This is a genomic window from Commensalibacter nepenthis (assembly GCF_029953305.1).
Lineage (GTDB): Bacteria > Pseudomonadota > Alphaproteobacteria > Acetobacterales > Acetobacteraceae > Commensalibacter > Commensalibacter nepenthis.
This window is the reverse complement of the sequence record NZ_JASBAN010000001.1, coordinates 895,442-919,197: the sequence shown is the minus strand read 5'-3', so window position 1 is coordinate 919,197 and position 23,756 is coordinate 895,442. Positions and strand designations below refer to the sequence as shown.

The window sequence follows — 23,756 nt, the reverse complement described above, 5'->3', positions numbered from 1 at the left end:
GGGGGCTTTATTCTGATCTTGTTGACGAGGATTTGGCTGTTTGTTTCTTTTTACTTTTTTCCTTACTTTTTTCAGGGCGATTTAAACGAGGATCGCCAGGATCGTTCCCAGGTCCCAAAGGTTTTACCCCTTTGGGAATTGAAGGGCGTAATGGAATAGCAAGCTGCGCGTCAATTGTTGCTGCATCTTTGGTATTTGGAAATAAGTTAAGAATAGGACCGATCCGCCCAATGATTTTAGAGACCGTAGGGGCTGCGTTCCACCCAGCCGTTGTCCAGCCATGCGTTTCTTTGGTTGGTTTTGGGCTGTCTAACATCACGTAAACAGCATATTTAGGATCATTCATCGGAAAGACAGCCGTGAAAGCAGAAACGTTAACGTGCTTTAAATATCCACCTGACTTACTGACTTTTTCACTGGTTCCTGTTTTTCCACCGACAAAATAACCAGGAACCTCTCCATTTTTACCCGTTCCCTTGGTAACATCCAGACGTAAGATTTTTCTTAGTAATTCAGAGGTTTTTTCAGAAAGAACACGCTTTCCTTGAGCCTTGGGTTGTGGTGTTGGGGTATTATTATCCACAGGTTGTTGCGAAAGATCAGTATTGCTAATATCTTGCAAGGATAATAATGTTGGTTTCAGTAAGATACCTCCGTTTACTGTGGCTGCCGTTCCACGAACGATGGCTAGGGGAGATTCCGCAATACCATGACCAAATGAAATCGTCATGACAGTTGATATGCCCCAATTCTTGATAGAGGGCACAATGGGGCGACCTGATTCAGGCAATTCTATGGGAACACGCGCAAGAAATCCCATTCGTTGCATCCATTCTCTTTGCCTTTCTGCCCCAACATCTAATGCAATATGCGCCGAAGCAGGGTTAGAGGAATAGGCCATTACTTCTGGTAGAGAAAGGTAAGGAGGAAAATGATCTGTTTTTAAATCTTTGATCGTAAACCGTCCAACACGTACAGGGGCGGTTGCAAAGCGATCCCAAATATGAACTACACCCAATTCAAGTGCCATGGCAACGTTTTGTAGTTTAAAAGTTGATCCAGGCTCGTACATTCCAGTTGTAGCCCGATTAAAGCGAGAGTTAGGAGGCGCTTTACTAAATTGATTAGAATCATAGTCAGGCAAACTAATCATAGCTAAGATTTCGCCCGTATGAACGTCCATTACAATTCCGCATGCTGCCTCTGCTTGGAATTTGTTCTTTGCGGCTTCAACTTCTTCTTGGACTACGGTTTGAACATGCGTATCGATGGATAATCTGAGCGGGTGACGTGTATTCATTAAGCGTTCGTTAAAGAATTTTTCTACGCCTGCGATGCCGTGATCGTCGATATCAACGCTGCCAAGAATATGAGATGCTAATCGACCCAAAGGATAACGACGCCGCTCCCCTGCTTCGAAATATAATCCTGGGATCCCTAGATTATTAATAGCAACTTCTTGTTGAGGGGAAATATCCCGAGCAAGATAAACAAATTGCTTTTTAGAAGATAGGCGTTCATAGGTTTGATTGACATCAAGCTTAGGTAAGATTGCTTTTAATTTTTTTGTAACCTCAGCAGCGTCAATAATTTCCAAGGGATTGGCATAAACTTGGGCAACAGGTAAAGAAATAGCCAAAATTTGTCCATTACGATCAATAATAGACGCCCTTTTAATTTGTGGTAAAGCAAAATCACCAGACATCACGCCTTTGGGATCACTTTTGGGAATGGCTGGTACTTGAGGGGCTATTTGTTGCTTTTGCGGAGCAAGAGGCATCAAAATAGTAGCCATAGTTAGTTTAAAAGTAACCGCACCATATAAAAAACAAAAACCACACGCTGTGATTAACAAGCGTGCTCTGGTTTTATCCATTCTATTAAAGTTTTTTTTCTTCTTTTTTATATTAATTTGTGGTTCAGCGCGATCTTCCCTCTCTGTATTACGAGGGGAGCTTTGTTTCCGATCATCCCTGTATCGCATTATTTTTTATACACCCCTTGATTTTATGGTGCAAAAGGTACAGGGGCAGGCAGAGCCTCATCATTACTTCCCCCCAGAGCAGATTCGGAATGTGCAACGGTGACTGTAGAAGGACGTTTCTTTTGTGTGTTAGTAGAAGATGATTGTGCCTGTTTAGGTTTCGAGGTTTTATTATGAGAAAAAGGGTTCCCACTTTGAATATTATAGGCAACATTCTCTATATGGTTTTTCTTGATTGTTTGTGGTTTTGGATTTGGAGTATCTATAGAATCACTGGCGTCAGCTGTTTCTGTAACTTTAACCTTTTTACGATGTGTCGTTGGAACAGAAGCAGAAGCAACTGATTGTTCTGTTAAGCTGTTTTCTTTTACTTTCGTCTTTGCAACTATAGAAGGTTTCTTAACAGTTTGTGGTTTCAAATTCTGGGTTTTTATTGCATCTGTCGCATCCGCTATTTCAGCAATTTTTACTTTTTTATGCGGTGTAGGCGCAGATGAGGCAACAGGCTCTGTTACAGAGTTGTTTGCCGTCGTAACAGGTTTAACCGTTTGTTGAGGTTTTTGTTGTAATATAGAGGGATGATTTACATTATTATTCGGAGGAACAATAATGGGTGGCACTTGGACGGCTGGTGTTTGATGAAGCTCTTTCTGAGCTGCTGTCTGAGTTGTTGTTGCATCAGCAACAATATTACCAGCTTGCTCATGATTTTCAGCAACGTTCTTAATCAAGTCTTCGCGTGTTTTATCTTTTTCAGGGGCTTTGGTAATGGGTGGTAACATAGAGGCTGCCGCGGACATTTGAACAAACTGTGATGGGCTATAAGGATGTAGCACAGGAATAAATTTCGTAGATAATTCTTTTAATCTGTCAGGTTGGTTAAGTAACGTCCATTCCGTACGTAACATGGCTGTACGAGATTTAATCCGTTGTGTATCATACACAATTTTCGTGATTTGTTTGTCAAGGAGGGTCGTTTTATGCTTTTGAGCATACAAAACCATACCAGAAACCCCAGCAAAGAAAACACAAAATAAAGTAAATGGACGGATCATCATAGGGAATGGTTCCTTTTTTCAGATCATAAAACACGTTGAATCGCACGCAATCTGGCACTGCGTGAACGAGTATTAATATGGCATTCTTGGTCAGAAGGGCGTTGTGGTTTTGACGTAAGTAATTCAAAACCAACATCGCTTTGTGACGGAGACAAGGAGAGAGGAAGATACCGAGAGGGTTTTGCAACACGCCCAGCAGCTTTATTCATAATATCTTTGACAATTCTATCTTCAAGGGAATGGAAAGAAACAACGATTAATTTTCCACCAGGCTTTAACAGAGTTAATGCAGCGTTAAGGGCTGTATGAATTTGCTCTAGCTCGTTATTAACCGCGATACGCAATCCTTGAAAAGAACGTGTAGCAGGATTGATCTTACTTTTATCCGTTGGGATTGTTCTTTGGATCAGACTTGCTAGATCTTGGGTTGTTTCAAAAGGGGCTTCGGCACGTCGATTAACGATCGCCTTGGCAATACGTCGAGAAAAGCGTTCTTCACCATAATGAAATAAAATATCAGCAATTTCTGTTTCAGAAAGATAATTCACCAAATCAGCCGCAGTTTTCCCTGTGCGGCTCATACGCATATCTAAAGGTCCATCAAAACGAAAAGAAAAGCCTCTGTCTGCTTGATCCAGTTGAAAAGAGGAAACACCAAGGTCAAGAACAATTCCATCACATTCGGTAACTTGTTGTGAGGTCAAGAGTGAATCGATATTTTCAAAATCACCTTGTAGCAAGCGTAAGGAAGGAAATTGTTTCTGAATTTCTTGTCCACGCGCAATCGCATCAGGATCACGATCAATGCCCCAAACAGTGCAATCAGCAGCAGCAAGGATTGCTTTGCTATAGCCGCCCCCCCCAAAAGTGGCATCGACATAAACACCATTGGCTTTGGGTTCTAGCCATGCCATCACTTCATTTAACATGACAGAAAAATGCCCATCATGTGCAGGATAGATTTCTTGTGTCATGTTTCTATCCTTTTTTTATGAGTTTGTGGGGTAATAGATAAGTTTTTTTGTTGCACTTTTTGACGTGCGGTTTTGCAGCGTTCTGTTGCTGCGGTTGGTTCCCAGATTTGAAAAATAGCGCCCAGCCCCATAAATGTTACTGCGTCTGTTAAATTGGCATGTTCTTTTAAAATATCAGGTAATAAAATTCTACCCTCACGATCCAGATCAAGGGGCCAAGCTTCGGCGTAAAGAGTGGTAGCAATATCATCATGTTCTTCTGAAAATAGATCTAGAGTACTTAAAGAATTCGTTAATTCAGAAAAAACAGATAAAGGCCAACCCTCGATGCAAGACATTTTATGAGAAGGTCTGAAAATAAGGGAATTATTTTCTTTGATATGTTCTTTTCGTAATGCAGCACGAAAGATTGCAGGTACAGAAACCCTTCCTTTGACATCAAGCCTATTTTGATGTGTGCCAAGGAATAAGCTCATTCTTGTATGACCTCCTTTAAACATGCTGCATAAATAAAGAAAAAAATCTGAGAATCGATAATCTATTACTACGGTAATGATTATGTTCTTTTATGGGATAGCATGGGTAATCGTGGGAGGTCAAATGTTAGAATTAAAATTTCACTTATTTTCAGTGGCTTTTGTCAGATATTTTATATTTCACATTCAGAGTTGATAAAAAAGTTTCACTTTTCGATATCAAAATAAAATTTAGAGGGGAAATAGAAATAAAAGATATAAAAGAATTTTAAAGTCAGATAGCGTATAAGCCGGGTTCTGTGAATGTCCAAAGACAAGCGATAATCATTCATCTAGAATACGATTCGCATCGTATTTCATGCAACCAACCCGGATAACAAGGCGGAAATCCTTCGATTATCTTGCGATAATCCGTTATCCCTATTAGGTTTTGCTCCTGGTGGGGTTTACCCTGCCATTCTTGTTACCAAGAACGCGGTGTGCTCTTACCACACCATTTCACCCTGACTTGTAATTTATTGAATACTCAATAAATTCCGACAAGCGGTTTGTTTTCTGTGGCACTTTCCCTAAGGTTACCCTTGCCAGCCATTAACTGGCACCATCTTTCCGTGGAGCCCGGACTTTCCTCTCTTTATATTACGATAAGTAATATATAATATAAACAGCGATTATCTGGCTATCTGACTGTAAAGATAAGGACTGTTTTTTTAAGAAAAAGTCAAGGGTGTTACTAAATAAAAGAGGTTAGGAATCGTGAATTTATCAATAGTATGAGAGTTATAAATAACAACAAGAATTTGTTTAGCGTTAAATAGAAATATTATCAGTCATTTTTCATACTGAAATCCTGATTATTTTTAAAGATTATTTATTTTCTCTTCTGTGTAATAATTGCTCTTGATTACTATATTTTTTTGTATTTATAGTTGTTTAATTTTTGTAAAATCAAATTCTTGCCCTTTGGGATTTTCGCCTATACGAATAATATTTGGTTTTAAATAGGTATAAGGTGGAATGGGTAAATTATAAGGAGCTGGCACAGATTTATAAACACGTCCAGCCAAGTCAAACCTTGAACCATGACATGCACAATTATAAAAACTGCCTAATTTAGCCCCTAATTTCAATGTTGGAACACAGCCTAAATGGGTGCATGAACCAATTAAAACAGCGGTTTCAGGGCGAATAGAACGATGCCAATTTTGCGTATAAGAGGGTTGTTGTAATTCTTTACTATCAGGATCTCTTAATCGAGAGACCAGATTTGAATCTTGTAATGCTTGAAGAGCTTCAGCAGGGCGATTTAAAATGAAAACAGGATGCCCTTGCCACGTGACTGTTATTTGTTGTCCTGCTTTTAACGAAGAAATATCAATATCTACAAAATTTTGTTCAAGGGTTGTGTTTTGAGAATTAAGACTGTTGATAAAAGGCCAAACCACAATCACGCCACCCACAGTCACCGAACTGGCAGTCAATAACTGTAAGAAACTGCGACGATTAGGGGAAGGGGATATAATAGGCGTTGGTGTGGATGGGTCGTCCGTCATTGCGGTTTAGCCTTGTCAATAAGCACTTTAATGAATAGGATAAAAGTGATTAGGGGATCCCTTATCGACTTGTATATTACCATTGCTTCGATTGACACGAAAGGTAAATAATAAAGGAAAATCAGGTCGTGTCTCAGAACAGCTGTTATTATGTTGCTCTCTGACTTGCATATTGACCGTTTCTCCGCCTGTATCGTTATTAATAACGAAAACAAGACAGTGTATTGATGTTTGGGTTAACTGGTTATCAGTAATCACAGTGCGTAAATACTGAGTAACTTGCTTATTATCCATCCAGTTAACTTTTTGTTTAATCCATTGGCGTGAAATATTATTTAACCATCCCATTTCTTGGGCACCAATAACCCCTGCAGAAAAAAGTAGCGCAAAAATAACACGCTGAATGATTCTGCGCTTCATAGAACGATATGGTTTGCCTGTCAAACGAGGAGAATTTTCCTTTTGTTTGATAGGCTCTTGATTGTTATCAGACAATTGAGGCATCAGGAATTAAGTTATGTTTTCATGCCAAACATGACCGTCTCTTGCTAATAGTTGTTCTGATTCTTGGGGTCCCCAAGTGCCAGCTTTATATTGAGACATAGGAATGATTTCTCGTGCCCATCCATCAAGAATAGGTTCGATCCATTTCCATGCGGCATCCACTTCGTCACGACGAATAAATAATAATGGATCGCCTCTAACAGCGTCCATGATGAGACCTTCATAAGAATCTGGATAACGAATATGAAACGCAGGTGAGAATGCAATATCAATAGAGGTGCTGCGTAAGCTGGTATGAGATTTGCTTGGGTCTTTGACTTGCATAGATAAGGAAACACCCTCATCGGGTTGAATACGAATATGCAAACGATTTGGTTCGGAAGCGGTAGGAAATAAAGACCAAGCAGATTTTTTAAACTGAATAACAATTTCACTTGTTTTTTCAGCCAATCTTTTGCCTGTTCTTAAGTAAAAAGGAACACCCGTCCAACGTGATGTATTAATTTGCGCTTTGATGGCAACAAACGTTTCTGTATTGCTTTTGTCTTTTTGAAGTTCTTCTAAGTAACTAGGGACTGCCTCTCCATCAACGGTATTAGCTGTATATTGACCTCTGACTGTATCTGTTTGAATCATTTCATCAGTCATAGGTTTTAAGGAGCGCAGGACTTTTAATTTTTCATTGCGCAAATCATCAGCATTCAAAGAAATAGGTGGATCCATTGCAACCATACACAGCACTTGCAACAGATGATTTTGCACCATATCACGTAATGCACCTGCACCGTCGTAATATCCACCACGGTTGCCTACGCCGACGGTTTCAGCAGCAGTGATTTCAACATAGTCAATGGAATCGGAATTCCATAAACGTTCAAAAACAGGGTTAGCAAAACGTAACGCCAAAATATTTTGAACGGTTTCTTTGCCTAAATAATGATCAATACGGAAGATGTGATTTTCAGGGAGATGTTTACCAACACGACTATTAATTTCTTCTGCAGTCTCTAGTGAGGTGCCAATAGGTTTTTCCAAGACAACACGCGTTGTCTTTGTAAGTAATTTGTGATTGGATAAATTATCACAAATATCACCATAGAGGCGCGGGGCTGTAGCAAAGTAAAAAATACGAATTGCGTTTGCTTGGTCTGAATTTAATAATTTTTCAATATCAGCCCATTTACCATTAGGATCAGCACCATCTAAACTGACATAATAAATATGTTTTACGAAATCTTCTATTTTTTCAGGAGTGCGATCCTCTTCACGAATAAATTGGTTTAATCCATCACGTGCGCGATTTCTGAAATCTTCGTCACTTAACGGCGAGCGTGCGGTACCGATAATACGTGTATTGCCAGGAAGTTGGTTATCAAGAAAGCGATAATATAATGCAGGTAATAATTTCCGAGTTGTTAAATCGCCCGTTGCACCAAATATGATAAAATCAAATGGTGAATAGGAGTTTGGCTTTTCCATAAAAAAGTTAACCTTTCAGATTATTATGTTTAGTCGTATGACTTTGTGTAAAAATATACTTGGTAAAAAACTATATAAAAATATAAATCTATCATTGAATAATCAGTTCGACTAATTATCATGATTTAGCGTTAGCTTAATATGATATTTTTTTTTTTCAAACTTTTAATTATTATTTGTTAAAATAATAATGCATCAAATAATTGACCATATCAAAAGGATTGCGTAATGCAATATATATAATAGTCAATATTTGACTACATAAAAAGATAGGATTTAAAATGACTGAATTTGAAAAAACACCAGAAGTAGGCGGAATCGCAGCAGACCGTTTGCGGAGTATCATTGAACGTATAGAACGTCTAGAGGAAGAGCGTAAAGGATTGGCGAATGATATTAAAGATATTTATGCCGAAGCCAAATCCGCAGGATTTGATGTTCCAGTAGTTCGTCGTATCATCAGTGCGCGTAAAAAAGAACCTTCTGAAATTGAAGAACAAGAAACGCTTTTTGATATTTATCGTCGCGCATTAGGAATGTAATGAATATAAAAGGAAATTTTGACAATTTCCTTAAAATTGATAAATTCATTCATTATTTCAAGAATATTTTTAAACATTTGTAAGTTAGATAGCTGGAATAGATTATGGCGCTTTTTTTTCCAGAATGGATTCCTTGGTGGTTACAACTTGTCATTGTTGGCGTTGTTGTCATTTTTGGGCTCTGTTTTTTATTAATGCCTTTTTCCGTTTTTGGGTTAAAAAGTCGTTTAACGTATTTGGATCATCAGATGGAGGATATCCAAGCCCAGTTACGCGTATTGTTAAAACGGATACCCGATGCTCGTGAACGGTTGGAGTTCAAATTACAACCTGTCCCAATGCCTGAAAGGGAAGCAGTTCGTGAGGAAAACACAGTAAGAGAAAGAAAATCTACAAATTCTCCTGAATATTACTCTGCGGTGCCTTTAACGAAAAGCAATCCAACCTGTTTTGATCCGCCATCACAAGCTGAATCAGCCCCCGTTGGGGTGGCTTCAAAAACAGCAGTATATCATGATGCACCAGATGTTGTAACAGATAATCGGGCAAGAACGCGACCTGTTGAACCAGTTCAAGAAAGACCTCCCGTTCCAGTAAGAAGAGAGGAACGCGTCTATGATCCTCCACCCAAATCTGCCAGAGAGGAGAGGCAAGAGGAATCACATCAGCGTCGTCGCGCAGAACCTATTCTGCGTTGGCCTCCGAGATAGATGCAGGGGGAAGTACCATGTCGTCATGATGTATGACTTCATCTGGTCCTTCCCACCCCAAAGAACTATTAATATCTTCTGTGTGTAAGCCAATAATTTGATTTACTTCGGAAGAGTCATAAGCAGTTACGCCACTACCAATAATATTTCCCTCTTTATTTCCAATTTTAATTAAATCACCTCTTTGAAAATACCCATCGACTTTGGTGATACCAACAGGTAATAACGATTTTCCTGAGTATAATGCTTTTTCTGCACCATGATCGATGTAAATGATTCCTTTGGTGGTCATTCCCCCAGCAATCCATCGTTTACGTGCAGTATAGGTTGAGGTATTGGGTAAAAACCACGAGCATCTTGCACCTTCTTGTAAAGCTTTTAGAGGATGTTGTGTTTTTCCAAAAGCAATCGCCATAGCACAACCCGCAGTATTTGCAATGGTGCCAGCAGCAAGTTTGGTTGCCATTCCCCCAGAGGAATATCCAGTCGGAGCTTTGCCACCCATTGTCATAATTTCGGGGGTAATTTCTTGAATAACAGGAATATGTTTGGCATTAGGATCGGTTTTTGGGTCAGCTGTATATAACCCATCAATATCTGAAAGCAGAATTAACTGATCTGCCCCCACCATTTCGGCAACACGGGCAGCAAGCCGATCATTATCCCCAAAACGAATTTCAGACGTCGCAACCGTATCATTTTCGTTAATAATAGGAATGCATTTTAATTTTAATAAGGTTTCCAAAGCAGCGCGTGCATTTAAATAATGCAGGCGCGTTTCAGTATCTTCTAGTGTTAATAAGATCTGGGCAGTTGTAATATTATGCTCCAGAAAATTTTCACTCCACGCCTGTGCTAATTTGATTTGCCCAATAGCAGCCGCAGCTTGTTTTTCTGCAAGTCGTAATTTATGACGATTCAGATTAAAAGTGTAACGTGCCAGCGCAATGGCACCCGAGGAAACAACGAGGACATCGCAATTTTGTTTATGTAAATTGGTAATATCTTCGACAATCGTTTGTAACCAAGATTGTCGAATACATGCATTTTGTCCATCAACGAGCAATGCACTGCCAATTTTAACAACGATTCTTCGGGCTTTATTAAGTTGAGGTATTTGCATCATATTGGGCTAAATGGTTTTTGATGAGAACTATCGTTTAATTTATGATTGGTAATGTAATTTTGTAAATAATATAAAATATCTTTGACCCCATGATGTGTTGCTGCGGACAGTAAAAATACTTTTTGTCCTGTTGCTTTTTCCAAGGATTGTTGTTTTTCCAAGGCTTCTTCTGGGGTAAGAAGGTCGGCTTTGTTTAACCCAATAATTTCATGTTTTTCAACAAGATTGCCTTCATAAGCTTCAAGCTCATGACGAATCGTTTGCCAAGTTTGGACGACATCTTCGCTTGTGATATCGATTAAATGGAGGAGTAATGCACATCGTTCAACATGCCCTAAGAATCGATCTCCTAGACCGCTGCCCATATGAGCTCCTTCAATCAATCCAGGAATATCAGCCAAAACGAATTCTTCTGTAGAAGATAGCCGCACCATTCCTAATTGAGGGTGTAGGGTTGTAAAGGGATAGTCTGCAATTTTTGGGCGTGCCGCAGAGGCAACAGATAGAAACGTGGATTTGCCAGCATTGGGTAGACCAACCAGTCCAGCATCCGCAATCAATTTCAAACGCAGCCAAACCCAACGTTCTTCACCAGGCCATCCTGGATCTGCACGGCGAGGGGCTCTGTTTGTGCTGGATTTAAAACGTGCATTTCCAAAACCACCATCGCCACCACGACATAAAGTGATTGTTTTGCCAGTCTCATCAAGATCTGCCAATAAGGTTTCTTTGTCATCATCAAAAATTTGTGTTCCAACGGGTACTTTGATGATGACATCTTCAGCAGCAGCACCTGTGCGATTAGCACCAGAGCCATTGCCGCCTTTTCTGGCACGAAAATGTTGAGTATAGCGAAAGTCAATCAAAGTATTTAAATTGTCAATAGCTTCGAAAATAATGTCGCCACCACGACCACCATCCCCACCATCAGGACCGCCATATTCGATGAATTTCTCTCTTCTAAATGCGACTACACCATTGCCACCATCACCTGATTTTACATAAATTTTAGCTTGATCGAGAAATTTCATCTTTTATCTATACCTTAAAATATAAAGGGTCGATTCAAAACGAATCGACCCTTTATTGAATAACATAGACCCCAAAAGGTCAATGATTGTTTTATTCAGCAGCGTTTGCTAGTGTTTCTACGGAAACAGTAACGTTTCCTTTGTTGCGGCTATCAAAACGTACATTGCCATCAACAAGGGCAAAAATTGTGTGATCACGACCTAGACCAACATTTGCGCCTGGTTTGATTTTTGTTCCGCGTTGACGCACAATGATGTTACCAGCGATAACAGATTGTCCACCAAACTTTTTCACTCCAAGACGACGACCTTCTGTGTCGCGCCCGTTTCTGGAGGAACCGCCTGCTTTTTTATGTGCCATGATTTATCTCCTGTTTTAAAATCAATATTGAATAGGTTTATGAATTACGCAGCATTAATTTCGGTAATGCGCAAAACTGTTACAGGTTGACGATGCCCATTTTTACGACGGCTGTTTTGGCGACGGCGTTTTTTAAAGATGATGACTTTCTTTAAGCGATCTTGCGCGATCACGGTTGCTTTTACAGAAGCACCAGCCACAGTTGGGACACCAATGGTACCATCAACAGCCAATACATCAGAAAAAGTTACAGTGCTTCCTGCTTCGACATCAAGTTTTTCAACTTTTAATACCATATCAGGAGTAACGCGATATTGTTTTCCACCCGTGCGGATAATTGCAAACATTATAAACTCTCTATAGATGTCAAATTCTTGTAATAACAGTTACAGAATTTCTTTTTGTTATAATTCGTTTCAGAAGATTTGATCTGAATTTCAAGTTTATATCATATTTTTTAGCTAAAAAGTCAATCGTTAAGTCAATATTTTTTGTTTTTTTTCAATTTATTCATAGTGTTTTGATGGTTTATTATATAATTTTAATTATTCAGCAAGACTTATCGTAATGATCCCCCAGAGCCTATTTGTAAATATGATCCGTTTACATATTGATGTTTATTGTTGTTTTTAGTACAACTTGTCAAAACAAATAAACCGAGAATACATACAATAGAAATTATTTTTACTTGAAACATGACTGTTAAACCTTTGTTAAAGTTATTATTATTTGTTTAAATTACTTTTAATTTTTATGGCATAAACATAAAATAAAATATTTTCAAAGTTTTATTTAAGGTCATGAGTATTATACAGGGTTCATTAATTTTTTTATAATTTTATATAGTAAATATTTGAAATAATGTTAAAACTGTTATCGGTAATATATAGTAAAAAGAGTATTTATTATATAATTTTATTTAAATTTTTTAAATGAAATTCAAATATTTAGTGTGATATTTTGGATAATATAATATGGAATTAGAAGAAAAAAATTTATCATTGTTGGAGCTGACCGTTAAAGTAGTTTCCTCTCATATATCAAATAATTCGGTTGGCTCTGACCAATTGCCAGAATTAATCAGACAAATTTATCAAACGTTAAGTTCGATAGATAAGAATGGTTCTGATACAGAAAAGCTGCAACCTGTTGTTCCCATAAAACGTTCCGTTTTCCCGGATTATATCATTTGTCTAGAGGATGGGAAAAAGCTCAAAATGTTAAAGCGTCATATTCAAAGTGCTTATGGGTTAACGCCAGAACAATATCGTTAACGTTGGAATTTACCTGCGGATTATCCTATGGTGGCACCAAATTATGCAGAGCGTAGGTCTAATTTAGCTCGTGAAATTGGGTTGGGTCGTAAAAATGTGATTAGTAGTAAAAACAATGTGCGTAATCGTAGAAGTCGTAAAGAAGATTAAGCAATATTCTTTTGACACTACAAGTTTGGGTAACTATATATCCAGTCTTTAAGATTATTAAATGATGGCTTGTTTGTGATGGGATACTTTGATAAATGCAGATAGAAAGTGATTTGTTATTAGAACGTCAAAAAATCCGACGAAAGTTGGTTTTGTGGCGTTGTATTGCATGTGTTGTATTTATTGTATCCATCGTAACAATTGTTGCGGGTTCGTCTTTGTTTAAAATGGGACGAAATACAGATCATTTAGTAAAATTAAAGATCGAAGGTATTATTGGTTCTGATGTTTCTAAACAGGTTAAGTTGATTGATGATGCTTTGGCGGATAAATCTGTTAAAGGGTTGATTTTATGTGTCAATAGTCCTGGTGGAGCCGTCACGGGTGGTGAGCAATTGCATGACGCGATCATGCATTTTGCCAAGAAAAAACCAGTGGTGGTGAGTATGGGAGGTGTTGCAGCTTCGGCTGGTTATATGATCTCTGTACCTGCTAATCGCATTTTTGCGCTCAATTCGACATTAACGGGATCGATTGGTGTTATTATGCAGGCTCCTGACATCTCAGGATTGTTGGGCAAAGTTGGAATTAATGTCGATCAATTGGTTTCTGGTCCGTTAAAAGGTCAACCTTCTATGGTTAAGCCACTTTCTTCGCAAGGTCGTGAGATGTTGCAAGGACTGATTGAAAATTTTTATGATCAATTCGTTGGGATGGTCGCTGAGGGAAGGCATATGGATATTGCAAAAGTGAGGGAACTTGGCGATGGTCGTCCATATAGTGGTCAGCAAGCAGTTAAAAATGGATTGATTGATCAAATCGGCACAGAACAAGATGCTAAGAAATGGTTAATTCATTATTCAAAATTATCATCTGATATCAAAGTAATAGAATTAAAGAATAAGAAACCTTCTAAATGGTTTTCTAGATTTGTAGGTGAAACATTAGGGGATTCTGTGAATGGTTTCATGCACCAAGTGGTGTATAACGATCATGAAAATCTTGATGGTGCGATAGCAATTTGGAAACCTTAGGCAAAATTATAAAAACGGGTATAAATTAAATGACTAAATCTGAACTTATTTTAGAGATTGCAGCAGCACATCCAAATTTATTAATTAAAGATATTGATTTGATTGTTTCCACTATTTTCGATGAAATTGGAACTTCTCTGGCACAAGGTGGAAGAGTAGAGTTGCGCGGTTTCGGTGCTTTTTTTGTGAAAAATCGCAAAGCACGTACTGGTCGTAACCCTAGAACAGGCGATGCTGTAGAAGTTCATGAAAAATATGTTCCTTTTTTTAAGACAGGCAAAGAATTAAGAAAACGGACGAACAGCCAAATGGATGAGGCTTAATAAGTTTCGATATAGCTTAGGAAAATGAGGCAAGGGGGCATAGGATGCGCGGAACTGAAATGATTAAAATTGTTCCAGTAATTTTATCAGGTGGAACGGGTAGTCGTTTGTGGCCTGTCTCCCGAGCCAGTTTTCCTAAGCAATTATGGCCATTATTATCTGAAAATTCAATGCTGCAAGATACAGCATTAAGAGCAATTGGGTCTTTATTCACAGACCCAATTGTTGTTTGTAATAACGATCATCGTTTTTTAATTGCTGAACAATTGCGTGAGATTGGTATTGAAAAAGCACGTATTGTACTAGAACCAGTTGGCAGGAATTCTGCTCCAGCTATTGCTGCTGCTAGTTTTTTGGTGGAAGAAGAAAGTCCAGATTATATTCTTTGGGTTATGGCAGCGGATGCAGTTGTTCAGGAAACTGAACGTTTAATTCAATTGGTTGAAGAGGCTGCATTACTAGCCCAACAAGGCAATATTATTACTTTTGGTATTCAACCAACGCGACCAGAAACAGGGTATGGATATATTCAAAAAGGAGATAAGATTCAAGATGCCCAACATGCTTTTTCTGTAAAGGCTTTTACAGAGAAACCCGATTATCAGCGTGCAGCTCAGATGTTGGATTCTGGACAATATTTATGGAATTCAGGAATGTTTGTTTTTTCTGCAAAAACGATGTTGCAGGAAATGGCAAATTATACGCCAGACCTTTTGTCTAGTATCAAACTTGCCATTCGGAACCGTAAAACGGATTTATATTTTGAACGTATTCAATTAGAGGATTTTGAAAAGGTTCCTGATATATCTATCGATTATGCAATTGCTGAAAAAACAGAAAAAATGCTGGTGATTGCTGCGGATTTGACATGGTCTGATATTGGTAGCTGGAACGGCTTGTGGGACATCGGCGCAAAAGATGATGGAGGGAATGTTGCCATAGGCAATGTCTTTCTTGAGAATACGCAAAATAGCTATATCCGTTCAGATGATATGGTTGCTGCGGTGAATGGTCTTGATAACGTTGTCGTTGTCGTTACCAAGGATGCGGTTTTAGTAACAGATCGCCATAAATCTCAAGATGTAAAGAAAATTGTTGAAAAACTGACTTTGGCAAAGCAAAAAGAAGCCTTTGCACACACACGTTGCTATCGCCCGTGGGGATATTATGAGACATTGGCAAGTGGACATCGTTTTCAAGTCAAACAGCTGGTCGTGAATGAAGGTGCGCAGCTTTCTTTGCAAAAACATTACCATCGTTCAGAGCATTGGGTTGTTGTTTCTGGAGTTGCTGAGGTTACGCGAGATTCAGAGGTCATTTTAGTCAAAGAAAACGAAAGTATTTATTTACCTGTTGGAACACTACATCGTTTGACAAATCCGGGACGTATTCCGTTGGTTGTAATTGAAATACAATCCGGTTCTTATCTAAATGAGGATGATATTGTGCGTTTAGAAGATAACTATAATCGTTTAGACTAAAAGGCTTTACCTTACAAAGATCCATCCCTTTATAAGCATTTAACGTGCCTATTGGGGTATTGGTTTGTGTTAGAATAATTTCTTGGGATAGAAATTCAGGGAAATCGGCAAGTATTTCAGTTACAGCACAATTGATGACTTCATAATCATCTTCTGTTGGTTTTGTATCAAAATACGCAAAAATTAAAATGGATGTGGCTGTATAATCAAAAGCAATCGCACGGATATTATTTGTTACACCCAAGAATGCTCTATTAGTTGATAGTTTTATATTAGTAATATTAATCATTGTAGGAACAGTGGGAAATAATATTGCTATTTCCCACCTTTGCTTTATCTATTCAATTTCACTTATGAAACGCTCAGCGTCCAATGCTGCCATACAGCCTGACCCTGCGGCTGTAATGGCTTGGCGATAGGTTTTGTCTTGAACATCACCTGCTGCAAAAATACCTGGAATAGAGGTCTTAGGTGTGCCTGGTTGGGTAATAATATATCCTTCAGAATCGAGATCAAGTTGATTTTTAAATAAAGAAGTATTGGGATTATGACCAATCGCAATGAAAACTCCGTCAATATCTAACGTAGATTGTTCATTGGTTTTAACATTTTTCAAAGCAAGTCCTGTGACGGCTTCTGGTGTTCCGCCTGAAAGAATGTTTTCGACAACAGAATCCCAGATCACGGATACTTTTGGGTTATTTAATAAACGATCTTGTTGAATTTTTTCAGCTCTTAAACTATCACGGCGATGAATTAAGGTTACATGTGAAGCATGATGGGTTAAATAAAGGGCTTCTTCAACAGCGGTGTTTCCACCTCCAATGACGGCTACTTTTTTCCCACGATAAAAGAACCCATCGCAAGTTGCACACGCAGAAACACCGTAGCCTTGTAATTTTTCTTCTGCTTCTAGTCCTAACCAACGTGCTTGAGCACCTGTTGCGATAATTGCAGTGCGGGCTTTGTAAATATTTCCACTATCGGTATGAAAAATAAAATATTCATCTTCCTTTTCAGGTCCCAGCAAGGAACATTTTGTAACGCTGTCCATAACAATTTCAGCACCAACATTTTTTGCTTGTTCTGCCATTTGCTCCATTAACCATGGACCTTGGATTGCATCCGCAAAACCTGGGAAATTTTCTACATCGTTCGTGATGGTTAATTGTCCACCAGGTTGCATCCCAGTTAAAAGGACAGGTTTCATATTTGCTCTGGCACCATAAATGGCTGCGGTATATCCAGCGGGACCTGCGCCGATAATAAGCATGTTTGTAATAAAAACCTCTGTCATGTTGTTATATCCTGATTTAATCGTAGCGATTTTTGAAATTATATATATATTGTGTTTATTGTATAAGAAGAAGGTTTTGTTTAACAATAGTCTTTTACAGATATCAGCAAAATGCTAGGGCGGAATAACAAGTATATGGCACATTTAGTAGACCTTGATAAGATTGACTGGTTGATTTTAGATGAATTACAAAAAGATGGTCGCATTACAAATATAGATTTGGCTCAGCGTGTTGGCATTTCGGCTCCCCCTTGTTTAAGGCGCGTACGGCGACTGGAAGCTATGGGGGTTATCCAAAGTTATCATGCTAGAATCAACACCGCTGCCGTTGGATGGTCTTTGTCTGTGTTTGTTTTGGTTGGGCTAGATAGCCAAAAAGAATCAGTGTTGAAAGAATTCGAAGCTCAGATGGCACAACTGCCAGAGGTTCGAGAGTGTCATATGGTCAGAGGTGGTGTGGATTTTTTAATTTGTTTTATTGCTAAAGATGCTGAGGATGAGAATCGATTAACGCATGAACTAACCAATAATCCCCATGTGGCAAGGGTGCAGACATTGCAAATTATCAGAACAAGTTTGCGACGAGAAGGGGTTCCCTTAGAAAGTAATTTGGAATAATTTTGTAAATTAGGTTTTGATTAATAGATCGTAAATGATGTTATGAATGCTTCTTGCCCCGTCGAAAATAGACTAGAGCTAAGTGTTGTTGTTCCATGTTATAATGAGTGTGATAATGTTGAACCTTTATTTAAAGCATTAATCTCAGCATTAGAGGGTCGCAAATGGGAAGTTATTTTCGTTGATGATAACTCCCCTGATGATACGATCAAACAGGTTTGGCGGCTAGCGCAACAAGATCGACGAATCAGAGGTATTTTACGGGTTGGAAGAAGAGGACTTTCCTCTGCTGTGATTGAAGGGGTATTATCCTCTTCTGCAGAGTGTGTTGCAGTTATTGATGGTGATATGCAGCATGATGAAACCTTACTGCCGATGATGCTGGATGCTGTATTGCAAGATCATTACGATTTTGCTGTTGGAAGCCGTCATGTAGAAGGGGGCGATAACACAGGGCTTGCCAATCGTTGGCGGCTTTTTTTATCCAATACAGGTATCCGAATCTCCCAACAATTTTTACCTGTCACACTCAATGATCCAATGAGCGGCTTTTTCTTGTTGAGACGTTCTATGTTTATCGAACTCTTGCCAACATTATCAGGTACAGGATTTAAAATTTTATTAGATTTAGTAATGTCTGCTTCATCATCTATCCGTTTAAAAGAAATACCATTTCAATTCCGTCAAAGGCTTTTTGGTGAAAGCAAATTGGGTTTTAAAGTGATGATCCAATTTTTATTCATGCTGATGCAAAAACTATTCAAAACATCGGTAAAGAAAAAATAGTTTATTATATTTTTGAATTTGTAATGAATAAGTTATGAATAATCGGTCTTGTCGTAAAGTTTTAAGTTTAGTGGTTTTTAATATTATTTCTTCAAAATAGGATTTTTTAATTTATTGAATTATATAGATATTTTATAATAACTAATGCTAGTAAAAACTCAAAATTTTATAAAATTTAAATTTTGCGACAAAACCCAAAATTTTATAGTAAAGTTGCCCTCTCTTATTCAAAATGCTTTTGTCTAAGAAAAGGATATAGATGCTAAAGATTCATTATTGCTTGCATTAGAAAAAGTCGGAAATGATGAAACAATTGCATTTATTAACAAGCAGGTTTTTAAAAAAGAAAATGGATAGTTTGTTAAAGGAACATGCATTGCAAATATTAGAAGAAATGGTCAAAAAATCTAGAAAAAAAGTGTAAATCTTTTATTTTTATTTGAACATCAATTTTTATATTAGATACAATGAGTATTGTAATTTTCTTGATATGTTATCGTCGGTATTTTATCACAATATATGTATCGGCATAATGATAAAAAATCTGGTTTTGTATTCATGAAAAATAATTTGCTTCTCAAACTATCTGTTGGGCTAGGTGTGCTAACAATCATACGAATTATTGTTGCAGCCTCTGTGCCTTTATCGCCTGATGAAGCCTATTATTGGGTTTGGTCACGTAATTTGGGTTACAGTTTTTACGATCATCCCCCCATGATCGCATTATGGATCAAAGCAGGATGTTTATTGTGGGGAAATGCAGAGGTAGGGGTTCGTTTTTTAGGTTCACTGGCTGCTTTTATCGGTAGTTTCTTTATTTTCTTTGCTGTTAAAGACTTGAATAATCATCAACCGCAATCAGATCGCAAGGCTCTGGTTGCTGTTTTATTATTAAATGCCACTTTGACAATCGGGGTCGGAGCAATTATCGTGACCCCAGATACGCCTCTATTGTTTTTTGTCTGTGTGTTACTGTGGGGATGCGGTCGTTTATTATATACCCACTCAGCAAAATGGTGGTGGATAATTGGCGCGAGTGCAGGATTGGCGTTGCTGAGTAAATATACAGCTATTTTACTAATTGCAGCTTTGGGATTATGGTGCTTACTAAGTAAAGAAGGACGCACTTATTTAAAAACAAAGGAGCTATGGGGCGGTGCAGTTTTAGCGTGCGTTATTTTCTATCCTGTGATTTTGTGGAATAGTCAGCATCAATGGGTTAGCCTGCTTAAACAAGGTGGGCGAACAACCGATTGGAATCCTAGTCGAGCATTACAATTTTTGTCAGAATTACTGGGTGGACAAATTGGATTATCAACGCCTATCATTTTTATTTGTTTTTGTATTGGGATGTTTTCTTTAACCCGTGCTGTTTGGCAAAAAAACTGTAATTCATGCGCTTTTTTATTATGGTTGATGATTATTGTGCCTGTTTGTGTATTTATTCAACATGCCATTGGGGATCGTGTACAAGCAAACTGGGTCGGATTATTATATCCTGTGTTGGTTATCATAGCGGGATTATATGTAAATCAATGGTTGAAAACAGCCATTATTGTTGGATTTTCAATTGTGTCATTGGTTTATATTCAAGTATTATTTGCTATTATTCCTTTGCCTGCTAAGAAGAATATGTTGTTGAAGCAGTTGGGCGGATGGCAAACATTTGCTCAATCTGTTAATTCCGTTGTTCCCTTGGATCAAGTGATTATTTCTGATAATTATGGGTTGGCATCAGAGCTTAGATTCTACCTGCCGAAACGGCAAATCATGGTGATTGGGGATCGTTGGAAATATTTTAATTTACCTATTAGCAAGACTACAAAAGGATATTTCATTTGCAAGGAAAACAATGAAGAGTCTTCTTTCTTATCAGTTAATCAAAATAGCTATTTTGCACCTGTATATAACCCGTTGGGTTATGCACCCAAAGGAAAAATAGAACGTCAACATTTTGGTCAAATAGCGCAACGATATGAATTATACTCTGTTGATCTTAATCCAAGATTAGAATCTATAGGGGAAAGTAAATGGCTGCCACGCTAATTTATATCAACGATTTGATATAAATTTAACAGCGGAAAATAACCATTTTGCTATCAAGCAGATTTTAATGTTTTTGTAACAGGCATTTGAAAGGCTTGTTTAACAGATTGAATTAATACAGGCAAACGAAATGGTTTTTCTATTCGAGGCAAAGGTAATTGTGCCAAGCGCTTATTTAACTCGAAATTACCGCTCATCAGCAATACCTTGCAGTGTTGAGCCAACAATTCTTTGACCAGTGGATAAGGGTCACCGTCAGGTAAGCAAGAATCAACGATAGCAATATCAAAACGATATTGTGATTGCAAGCAACAAGCTGCGGAAAGTGAATGGGCAACATGTATTTTTTCTACTTTATCAAGTAGACTAAGCTCGATTAAATCACATATTTCAGGTTGGTCTTCTATGATCAGAAGCGAGGAAGAAAGAAGTATCATCAACTAATCAATCATTTATTTCATATTAGCAGTATAAAATAATTCTTTATAACAAAAACTTGATTGTTTGTATAACAATATTTTGTATTTTATGTGATTTTTTATTTAATCATAACAGATATATGATTTTTATAATGGCGCACCCGACAGGAATCGAACCCATAACCCCCAGATTCGTAGTCTGGTGCTCTATCCAGTTGAGCTACGGGTGCGTCTTGAATAAGGCTTTTATCTTATCTTTTTTTAGATTGCAAGCCTTTTTTTAATTTTATTTATTAATGTGCGATGGCATCGGATAATCCATAATGATTAGGGCGATAAAAAGTAATATGCGCACGACAATCTGGGGTTCCATAAGTCCCTATAATATTTTCATTTTGTGCTTTGCCCTCGAAAATAAGGTTATAAGGTTTATGATCCATATCGACACGATGCAATTGAGCAACCAAATGTCTAGGTTTTTGTTTTTTATCAAAATCCCCCCTAAGTATCAAAGCACCATTATCTGGGGAAAAGAGAACCATTTTTTTATCAATGCGCAATGCTGCCATCCTATCGGTGGGGCAAGTGCCTTGTTCAACTTCCATTTTACCCAACCAAATACCTTGTGGATGATCTTCTGCTAATTTACTACCACAAGCACTTAAAGAAAGGCAGGTAAGACCCAAAAACATCGTGTTGGTTAAAAAATATCCTATTTTCTTTATAATCATAGAAGGCTCCGACAAGATTTAATAAAAAACTATAGTATGAAAATATTAAATTGATTTAGTCTTATAAACGAGAAAGTTAAAATTTTTTAGATAATTCCCTTTTTATCTGAATGTTTTTCGCTTATGTGATATTCAAACATGTTTTTTTCGAAAAGTTTAATGAAGAAGTTGGTATAATGACCCAAGTAAGTGACTTAGAACAATCTTTACACGAAGAAAAGATTCTTATTCTTGATTTCGGTAGCCAAGTAACCCAATTAATTGCTCGACGCGTTCGGGAAAGTGGGGTTTATTGTGAAATTTGGCCTTATACCAGTAATAATGAAAAGATTCGTTCATTTGCGCCCAAAGGGATTATTTTATCAGGTGGTCCCGCCAGTGTTGCTGATAAAGATTCCCCTCGGATTCCTGATGAAGTATTTGCACTCAATATTCCTGTGTTGGGGATTTGTTATGGTGAACAAGCCATGTGCCATCAATTAGGGGGAAAGGTCGAATCTAGCGATCATCGTGAATTTGGTCGTGCACATGTTGAAATTATCGAAGATAGTTCTCTTTGCCGTGGCGTTTGGGCAAGAGGAAATCGTGAACAAGTATGGATGAGCCATGGGGATCGTGTTGTTAAACTTCCTCCTGGATTTAAAGTTATTGGAACCAGCGAGGGTGCACCTTATGCAATGATTGCAGATGAAGGACGTCGTTTATATGGTGTTCAATTCCATCCAGAAGTTGTACATACGCCTCATGGTGCGGCTTTGTTAAAGAATTTTACCCATAATATTGCGGGTTGTCATGGAAATTGGACAATGGCAAGTTTCCGTGATCTTGAAATCGCACGTATTCGCGAACAGGTTGGCGATAAAAAAGTAATTTGTGGTTTATCTGGTGGGGTTGATTCCGCGGTAGCAGCCGTATTAATCCATCAAGCAATTGGTGATCACTTAACTTGTATTTTTGTAGATCATGGGATGCTGCGTCAAGGTGAAGTAGACGAAGTTGTTAAAACATTTACAGGTCAATTTAATATTCCTTTGATTAAACGTGATGCTTCTGATTTATTTTTAAAAGAACTTGAGGGGGTGACTGATCCAGAAGTCAAACGTAAAACGATTGGTCGCCTATTTGTTGAAGTTTTCGAAGAAGAAGCCAAGAAACTTGGTGGGGCAGATTTCCTTGCACAAGGCACTTTATATCCCGACGTGATTGAAAGTGTCAGCGTTACAGGATCTTCCGTTACGATTAAATCTCACCATAATGTCGGTGGATTGCCAGAACGGATGAATATGAAACTGGTTGAACCGCTTCGTGATTTGTTCAAAGATGAAGTTCGTGATCTTGGTCGTGAAATGGGTATTCCAGAGAATATTGTTGGTCGCCACCCTTTCCCTGGACCAGGATTAGCTATTCGTATTTTAAGTGATATTACGCGTGATAAATTGGATTTATTGCGTAAAATTGATTCTATTTACTTAGAAGAAATCCGTAGCGCAGGGTTATATGATGCGATTTGGCAAGCTTTTGCTGTGTTGCTTCCTGTTCGTACCGTTGGTGTTATGGGTGACGGCCGTACTTACGATCATGCTTGTGCATTACGTGCAGTCACCAGTGTTGATGGTATGACCGCTGATGTTTATCCATTCGATATGGCATTTTTAACCCGAGTTGCTGGGCGTATTGTGAATGAAGTGCGTGGTGTTAATCGTGTAACCTATGATATTACCTCAAAACCACCAGGAACCATTGAGTGGGAATAATAGTCTAATCACAAAGCTCAGAAAACATATTCTTCTGAGCTTTGT

General features: G+C 38.1%; 23 protein-coding genes, 1 tRNA gene, 1 other RNA gene and 1 pseudogene. 10 read left to right on the top strand and 16 right to left on the bottom strand.

All coding sequences use genetic code 11. The annotated features are described in order from the left end of the window. Positions 1-7: 7 nt before the first annotated feature. The 8 genes from QJV33_RS04210 to zwf all read right to left on the bottom strand — a co-directional run bounded on the left by QJV33_RS04210 (position 8) and on the right by zwf (position 8,028). Entirely contained in the window at positions 8-1,984 is a 1,977-nt protein-coding gene (locus QJV33_RS04210) for a peptidoglycan D,D-transpeptidase FtsI family protein (RefSeq protein ID WP_346771128.1), read from the bottom strand. 23 nt (positions 1,985-2,007) lie between these two features. Then, positions 2,008-3,042 (bottom strand): cell division protein FtsL, encoded by a 1,035-nt coding sequence (ftsL, locus tag QJV33_RS04205; protein ID WP_281462138.1) that lies wholly within the window; start codon positions 3,040-3,042, stop codon positions 2,008-2,010. Positions 3,043-3,065: 23 nt separating this feature from the next. Further along, a complete protein-coding gene (gene rsmH / locus QJV33_RS04200; protein ID WP_281462137.1) occupies positions 3,066-4,016 on the bottom strand; it encodes a 16S rRNA (cytosine(1402)-N(4))-methyltransferase RsmH in 951 nt (316 codons plus the stop codon). Continuing rightward, positions 4,013-4,492 (bottom strand): division/cell wall cluster transcriptional repressor MraZ, encoded by a 480-nt coding sequence (mraZ, locus tag QJV33_RS04195; protein ID WP_281462136.1) that lies wholly within the window; start codon positions 4,490-4,492, stop codon positions 4,013-4,015. Before mraZ ends, rsmH begins: the two co-directional genes overlap by 4 nt. A gap of 270 nt (positions 4,493-4,762) precedes the next feature. Beyond that, positions 4,763-5,179, bottom strand: an RNA gene (gene rnpB, locus QJV33_RS04190) — RNase P RNA component class A. Between the two features lie 236 nt (positions 5,180-5,415). Further along, a complete protein-coding gene (gene petA, locus QJV33_RS04185) occupies positions 5,416-6,045 on the bottom strand; it encodes a ubiquinol-cytochrome c reductase iron-sulfur subunit (protein ID WP_281462135.1) in 630 nt (209 codons plus the stop codon). A gap of 27 nt (positions 6,046-6,072) precedes the next feature. Next, entirely contained in the window at positions 6,073-6,549 is a 477-nt protein-coding gene (locus QJV33_RS04180) for a hypothetical protein (protein ID WP_281462134.1), read from the bottom strand. 6 nt (positions 6,550-6,555) lie between these two features. Then, positions 6,556-8,028, bottom strand: a complete 1,473-nt coding sequence (gene zwf / locus QJV33_RS04175; protein ID WP_281462133.1) for a glucose-6-phosphate dehydrogenase — start codon at positions 8,026-8,028, stop codon at positions 6,556-6,558. Positions 8,029-8,309: 281 nt separating this feature from the next. Between zwf and QJV33_RS04170 the strand changes: the two genes are divergently transcribed. Both QJV33_RS04170 and QJV33_RS04165 read left to right on the top strand, forming a co-directional pair. Next, positions 8,310-8,570 (top strand): DUF2312 domain-containing protein, encoded by a 261-nt coding sequence (locus QJV33_RS04170; RefSeq protein ID WP_281462132.1) that lies wholly within the window; start codon positions 8,310-8,312, stop codon positions 8,568-8,570. A 104-nt stretch (positions 8,571-8,674) separates the two neighbouring features. Further along, positions 8,675-9,280, top strand: coding sequence for a hypothetical protein (locus QJV33_RS04165; RefSeq protein WP_281462131.1), 606 nt, complete (start codon positions 8,675-8,677; stop codon positions 9,278-9,280). On the opposite strand, the gene proB is transcribed toward QJV33_RS04165, so the two are convergent. The 4 genes from proB to rplU form a co-directional block, all read right to left on the bottom strand. Further along, positions 9,255-10,403, bottom strand: coding sequence for a glutamate 5-kinase (proB, locus tag QJV33_RS04160; RefSeq protein ID WP_281463385.1), 1,149 nt, complete (start codon positions 10,401-10,403; stop codon positions 9,255-9,257). The two genes, QJV33_RS04165 and proB, sit on opposite strands and share 26 nt — an antisense overlap. Further along, positions 10,403-11,437 (bottom strand): GTPase ObgE, encoded by a 1,035-nt coding sequence (gene obgE, locus QJV33_RS04155; protein ID WP_281462130.1) that lies wholly within the window; start codon positions 11,435-11,437, stop codon positions 10,403-10,405. Before obgE ends, proB begins: the two co-directional genes overlap by 1 nt. Positions 11,438-11,528: 91 nt before the next feature. Further along, positions 11,529-11,798, bottom strand: a complete 270-nt coding sequence (gene rpmA / locus QJV33_RS04150; protein ID WP_271789400.1) for a 50S ribosomal protein L27 — start codon at positions 11,796-11,798, stop codon at positions 11,529-11,531. 44 nt (positions 11,799-11,842) lie between these two features. Further along, positions 11,843-12,145: a 50S ribosomal protein L21 gene (gene rplU / locus QJV33_RS04145; protein ID WP_281462129.1), complete on the bottom strand. Its 303-nt coding sequence runs from the start codon at positions 12,143-12,145 to the stop codon at positions 11,843-11,845. Between the two features lie 627 nt (positions 12,146-12,772). On the opposite strand from rplU, the pseudogene QJV33_RS04140 reads away from it, so the two are divergent. The 4 genes and pseudogenes from QJV33_RS04140 to QJV33_RS04125 all read left to right on the top strand — a co-directional run bounded on the left by QJV33_RS04140 (position 12,773) and on the right by QJV33_RS04125 (position 16,060). Continuing rightward, positions 12,773-13,222, top strand: a pseudogene (locus QJV33_RS04140) (MucR family transcriptional regulator). 95 nt (positions 13,223-13,317) lie between these two features. Then, positions 13,318-14,256 (top strand): signal peptide peptidase SppA, encoded by a 939-nt coding sequence (gene sppA, locus QJV33_RS04135; protein ID WP_281462128.1) that lies wholly within the window; start codon positions 13,318-13,320, stop codon positions 14,254-14,256. Positions 14,257-14,285: 29 nt separating this feature from the next. Next, positions 14,286-14,579, top strand: coding sequence for an integration host factor subunit beta (locus tag QJV33_RS04130; RefSeq protein WP_281462127.1), 294 nt, complete (start codon positions 14,286-14,288; stop codon positions 14,577-14,579). Positions 14,580-14,623: 44 nt separating this feature from the next. Then, positions 14,624-16,060 carry a mannose-1-phosphate guanylyltransferase/mannose-6-phosphate isomerase gene (locus QJV33_RS04125; RefSeq protein WP_281462126.1) on the top strand — a complete coding sequence of 479 codons (1,437 nt, stop codon included), beginning with the start codon at positions 14,624-14,626 and terminating at the stop codon, positions 16,058-16,060. Positions 16,061-16,397: 337 nt separating this feature from the next. Here the strand turns inward: QJV33_RS04125 and trxB are convergent, their stop codons facing one another. Next, positions 16,398-17,357: a thioredoxin-disulfide reductase gene (trxB, locus tag QJV33_RS04120; protein WP_281462125.1), complete on the bottom strand. Its 960-nt coding sequence runs from the start codon at positions 17,355-17,357 to the stop codon at positions 16,398-16,400. A 135-nt stretch (positions 17,358-17,492) separates the two neighbouring features. Here trxB and QJV33_RS04115 point away from each other — a divergent pair, with 135 nt between their 5' ends. The 3 genes from QJV33_RS04115 to QJV33_RS04105 all read left to right on the top strand — a co-directional run bounded on the left by QJV33_RS04115 (position 17,493) and on the right by QJV33_RS04105 (position 20,807). Further along, positions 17,493-17,975 (top strand): Lrp/AsnC family transcriptional regulator, encoded by a 483-nt coding sequence (locus QJV33_RS04115; RefSeq protein ID WP_281462124.1) that lies wholly within the window; start codon positions 17,493-17,495, stop codon positions 17,973-17,975. A 42-nt stretch (positions 17,976-18,017) separates the two neighbouring features. Continuing rightward, positions 18,018-18,761 (top strand): polyprenol monophosphomannose synthase, encoded by a 744-nt coding sequence (locus QJV33_RS04110; protein WP_281462123.1) that lies wholly within the window; start codon positions 18,018-18,020, stop codon positions 18,759-18,761. Positions 18,762-19,319: 558 nt separating this feature from the next. Beyond that, on the top strand, positions 19,320-20,807 hold the full coding sequence (locus tag QJV33_RS04105) for an ArnT family glycosyltransferase (RefSeq protein WP_281462122.1): 1,488 nt from the start codon (positions 19,320-19,322) through the stop codon (positions 20,805-20,807). 53 nt (positions 20,808-20,860) lie between these two features. Here the strand turns inward: QJV33_RS04105 and QJV33_RS04100 are convergent, their stop codons facing one another. The 3 genes from QJV33_RS04100 to QJV33_RS04090 all read right to left on the bottom strand — a co-directional run bounded on the left by QJV33_RS04100 (position 20,861) and on the right by QJV33_RS04090 (position 21,957). Further along, positions 20,861-21,244: a response regulator gene (locus tag QJV33_RS04100; RefSeq protein WP_281462121.1), complete on the bottom strand. Its 384-nt coding sequence runs from the start codon at positions 21,242-21,244 to the stop codon at positions 20,861-20,863. Between the two features lie 135 nt (positions 21,245-21,379). Continuing rightward, positions 21,380-21,456 (bottom strand) — tRNA-Arg (locus QJV33_RS04095). Positions 21,457-21,519: 63 nt separating this feature from the next. Further along, positions 21,520-21,957, bottom strand: a complete 438-nt coding sequence (locus QJV33_RS04090; RefSeq protein WP_281462120.1) for a hypothetical protein — start codon at positions 21,955-21,957, stop codon at positions 21,520-21,522. A gap of 176 nt (positions 21,958-22,133) precedes the next feature. Here QJV33_RS04090 and guaA point away from each other — a divergent pair, with 176 nt between their 5' ends. Beyond that, positions 22,134-23,711, top strand: a complete 1,578-nt coding sequence (gene guaA, locus QJV33_RS04085; protein ID WP_281462119.1) for a glutamine-hydrolyzing GMP synthase — start codon at positions 22,134-22,136, stop codon at positions 23,709-23,711. Positions 23,712-23,756 lie beyond the last annotated feature (45 nt).

Bases quoted from the DNA above. Each gene is read 5' to 3' on its own strand.
- petA (WP_281462135.1), bottom strand. From the start codon at position 6,045: ATGACGGACGACCCATCCACACCAACGCCTATTATATCCCCTTCCCCT.
- obgE (WP_281462130.1), bottom strand. From the start codon at position 11,437: ATGAAATTTCTCGATCAAGCTAAAATTTATGTAAAATCAGGTGATGGT.
- rplU (WP_281462129.1), bottom strand. From the start codon at position 12,145: ATGTTTGCAATTATCCGCACGGGTGGAAAACAATATCGCGTTACTCCT.
- QJV33_RS04210 (WP_346771128.1), bottom strand. From the start codon at position 1,984: ATGCGATACAGGGATGATCGGAAACAAAGCTCCCCTCGTAATACAGAG.
- QJV33_RS04090 (WP_281462120.1), bottom strand. From the start codon at position 21,957: ATGATTATAAAGAAAATAGGATATTTTTTAACCAACACGATGTTTTTG.
- trxB (WP_281462125.1), bottom strand. From the start codon at position 17,357: ATGACAGAGGTTTTTATTACAAACATGCTTATTATCGGCGCAGGTCCC.
- QJV33_RS04180 (WP_281462134.1), bottom strand. From the start codon at position 6,549: ATGCCTCAATTGTCTGATAACAATCAAGAGCCTATCAAACAAAAGGAA.
- rpmA (WP_271789400.1), bottom strand. From the start codon at position 11,798: ATGGCACATAAAAAAGCAGGCGGTTCCTCCAGAAACGGGCGCGACACA.
- QJV33_RS04110 (WP_281462123.1), top strand. From the start codon at position 18,018: ATGAATGCTTCTTGCCCCGTCGAAAATAGACTAGAGCTAAGTGTTGTT.
- sppA (WP_281462128.1), top strand. From the start codon at position 13,318: ATGCAGATAGAAAGTGATTTGTTATTAGAACGTCAAAAAATCCGACGA.
- QJV33_RS04130 (WP_281462127.1), top strand. From the start codon at position 14,286: ATGACTAAATCTGAACTTATTTTAGAGATTGCAGCAGCACATCCAAAT.
- QJV33_RS04105 (WP_281462122.1), top strand. From the start codon at position 19,320: ATGAAAAATAATTTGCTTCTCAAACTATCTGTTGGGCTAGGTGTGCTA.
- ftsL (WP_281462138.1), bottom strand. From the start codon at position 3,042: ATGATGATCCGTCCATTTACTTTATTTTGTGTTTTCTTTGCTGGGGTT.
- QJV33_RS04115 (WP_281462124.1), top strand. From the start codon at position 17,493: ATGGCACATTTAGTAGACCTTGATAAGATTGACTGGTTGATTTTAGAT.
- rsmH (WP_281462137.1), bottom strand. From the start codon at position 4,016: ATGACACAAGAAATCTATCCTGCACATGATGGGCATTTTTCTGTCATG.
- QJV33_RS04100 (WP_281462121.1), bottom strand. From the start codon at position 21,244: ATGATACTTCTTTCTTCCTCGCTTCTGATCATAGAAGACCAACCTGAA.
- QJV33_RS04165 (WP_281462131.1), top strand. From the start codon at position 8,675: ATGGCGCTTTTTTTTCCAGAATGGATTCCTTGGTGGTTACAACTTGTC.
- proB (WP_281463385.1), bottom strand. From the start codon at position 10,403: ATGCAAATACCTCAACTTAATAAAGCCCGAAGAATCGTTGTTAAAATT.
- QJV33_RS04125 (WP_281462126.1), top strand. From the start codon at position 14,624: ATGCGCGGAACTGAAATGATTAAAATTGTTCCAGTAATTTTATCAGGT.
- zwf (WP_281462133.1), bottom strand. From the start codon at position 8,028: ATGGAAAAGCCAAACTCCTATTCACCATTTGATTTTATCATATTTGGT.
- guaA (WP_281462119.1), top strand. From the start codon at position 22,134: ATGACCCAAGTAAGTGACTTAGAACAATCTTTACACGAAGAAAAGATT.
- mraZ (WP_281462136.1), bottom strand. From the start codon at position 4,492: ATGAGCTTATTCCTTGGCACACATCAAAATAGGCTTGATGTCAAAGGA.
- QJV33_RS04170 (WP_281462132.1), top strand. From the start codon at position 8,310: ATGACTGAATTTGAAAAAACACCAGAAGTAGGCGGAATCGCAGCAGAC.